General features: G+C 69.8%; 2 protein-coding genes. One reads left to right on the top strand and one right to left on the bottom strand.

The annotated features are described in order from the left end of the window. Nucleotides 1–455 (top strand): PfkB family carbohydrate kinase (locus tag G6W55_RS37285; protein ID WP_254876593.1); only part of this gene is annotated, 455 nt, incomplete at its 5' end. 57 nt (nt 456–512) lie between these two features. Here the strand turns inward: G6W55_RS37285 and uvrA are convergent. After that, the coding region (gene uvrA / locus G6W55_RS37280) for an excinuclease ABC subunit UvrA (RefSeq protein WP_175525024.1) at nt 513–2,509 on the bottom strand (1,997 nt) is incomplete at its 5' end.

Here is a 2,509-nt window from a genome sequence, read left to right as displayed (position 1 = left end):
TCGACCCCAACATCCGCCCCGCACTCATCCCCGACCCCGACGCCTACCGCGCCCGATTCCGCACCTGGCTGCCCTCCGTCACCCTCCTCAAGCTCTCCCAGGAGGACGCCACCTGGCTCGGCGGCACCCCACAGGAATGGCTCGCCGCCGGACCCACCGCCGTCGTCATCACCCAAGGCGGCGACGGACTCACCGCCTTCACCCACGACGGAGGCGTCCATGTGATGCCCGGCGAGAAGGTGGACGTCGTCGACACCATCGGAGCCGGCGACACCGTCAACGCCGCACTGCTGCACGGGCTTTCCCTGAGCGACGCGCTGTCGGTGCGGGCGCTGGAGGCGATGACGCCCCGCGAGTGGCAGACGCTGCTGCGCTTCGCCGCGCACGCGGCCGCGATCACCTGCTCCCGCGCGGGAGCCGAACCGCCGTATCTGGCCGAGCTCGGCACCCTGTGAACGCACGGCGCCCCGCCGGGAGTTCCGGCGGGGCGCCCTGTCGTTGCGTCGTGACGGTCAGGCCTTGCGGGAGCGCGCCGTCTTCTTCGCGGGCGTCGCCTTGGCGGTCTTGGCCGCCTTGGCCGTGCTCGTCGCCTTGGCCGTGCTCGTCGCCTTGGCCGCGGTCGTCGCCTTCGCCGCGGTCGTCCGGGCCGTCGCCGTCTTCTTCGCCGGAGTCCGGGCCGCGACCGTCTTCTTGGCGGCCGTCTTGCGCGGCGCCTTCACCGGTGCCGCGTCGCTGATCCGGTCGGCGCCGAGGACCTCGCGCAGGAACTTGCCGGTGTGGCTGGCAGGTACCGCGGCGACCTCCTCCGGGGTGCCCTCGGCGACCACGAGTCCGCCGCCCGCACCGCCCTCGGGGCCCATGTCCACGATCCAGTCGGCGGTCTTGATCACATCGAGGTTGTGCTCGATGACGATGACCGTGTTGCCCTTGTCGACCAGGCCGGAGAGGACCTTCAGCAGCTTGCTGATGTCCTCGAAGTGCAGACCCGTGGTCGGCTCGTCCAGCACGTAGACCGTGCGGCCGGTGGAGCGGCGCTGGAGTTCGCTGGCGAGCTTGACCCGCTGGGCCTCACCGCCGGAGAGGGTGGTCGCGGACTGGCCGAGCCGGACGTAGCCGAGGCCGACGTCCTTGAGGGTGTTGAGGTGGCGGGCGATCGCGGGGACCGCCTCGAAGAAGTCCACCGCCTCCTCGATCGGCATGTTCAGCACATCGGCGATGGACTTGCCCTTGTAGTGGACCTCCAGGGTCTCCCGGTTGTAGCGGGCGCCGTGGCAGACCTCGCACGGGACGTAGACGTCCGGGAGGAAGTTCATCTCGATCTTGATGGTGCCGTCGCCCGCGCAGTTCTCGCAGCGGCCGCCCTTGACGTTGAAGGAGAAGCGGCCGGGCAGATAGCCGCGGACCTTCGCCTCGGTGGTCTCGGCGAACAGCTTGCGGACGTGATCGAAGACACCGGTGTAGGTGGCCGGGTTGGAGCGGGGGGTGCGGCCGATCGGCGACTGGTCGACGTGCACCACCTTGTCGACGAGGTCGTCGCCGTCCACACGCGTGTGCCGGCCGGGCACGCTGCGCGCGCCGTTCAGCTCGCGCGCCAGGTGGGTGTACAGGATGTCGTTGACCAGTGTGGACTTGCCGGATCCGGACACGCCCGTGACCGCGGTGAAGACGCCCAGCGGGAAGGACACGTCGATGTCCTGGAGGTTGTTCTCCCGGGCGCCGTGCACGGTGAGCCGGCGGGACGGGTCGAGCGGGCGGCGGATGTCGGGCACCGGGATGGCCTTCTTGCCCGACAGGTACTGCCCGGTCTGCGACTCGGTGTTGGCGAGCAGCTCCTTGAGGGAGCCGCTGTGCACGACCTTGCCGCCATGCTCACCGGCGCCGGGGCCGATGTCGACGACCCAGTCGGCGACCTTGATGGTGTCCTCGTCGTGCTCCACGACGATGAGCGTGTTGCCCATGTCGCGCAGCCGGACCAGGGTCTCGATCAGCCGGTGGTTGTCGCGCTGGTGCAGACCGATGGACGGCTCGTCGAGGACGTACAGGACGCCGACGAGGCCGGAGCCGATCTGGGTGGCCAGGCGGATGCGCTGGGCCTCGCCGCCGGAGAGGGTGCCGGCCGCGCGGTTGAGGGAGAGGTAGTCCAGGCCGACGTCGACCAGGAACTTCAGCCGTTCGTTGACCTCCTTGAGCACCCGCTCGGCGATCTTCTTGTCGCGGGCGGTCAGCTTCAGCTTGCCGAGGAAGTCCGCGCAGTCGCTGATGGACATCGCGGAGACCTCGGCGATGGACTTGTCCATGATCGTGACCGCGAGGACGATCGGCTTCAGGCGGGTGCCCTCACAGGTGGGGCAGGGCACCTCGCGCATATAGCCCTCGAAGCGCTCCCGGCTGGAGTCGCTCTCGGCCTCGCTGTGCCGGCGCTTCACGAACGGCACGGCGCCCTCGAAGGGGGTCGTGTAGACCCGCTCGCGGCCGTAGCGGTTGCGGTAGCGGACCTCGATCTGGGTCT

The organism is Streptomyces sp. CAI-85, assembly GCF_013363615.1.
GTDB classification, from domain to species: Bacteria; Actinomycetota; Actinomycetes; order Streptomycetales; family Streptomycetaceae; genus Streptomyces; species Streptomyces antibioticus_B.
Note: the sequence above shows the minus strand (reverse complement) of the source record. Positions and strands in the feature narration are given on the sequence as shown.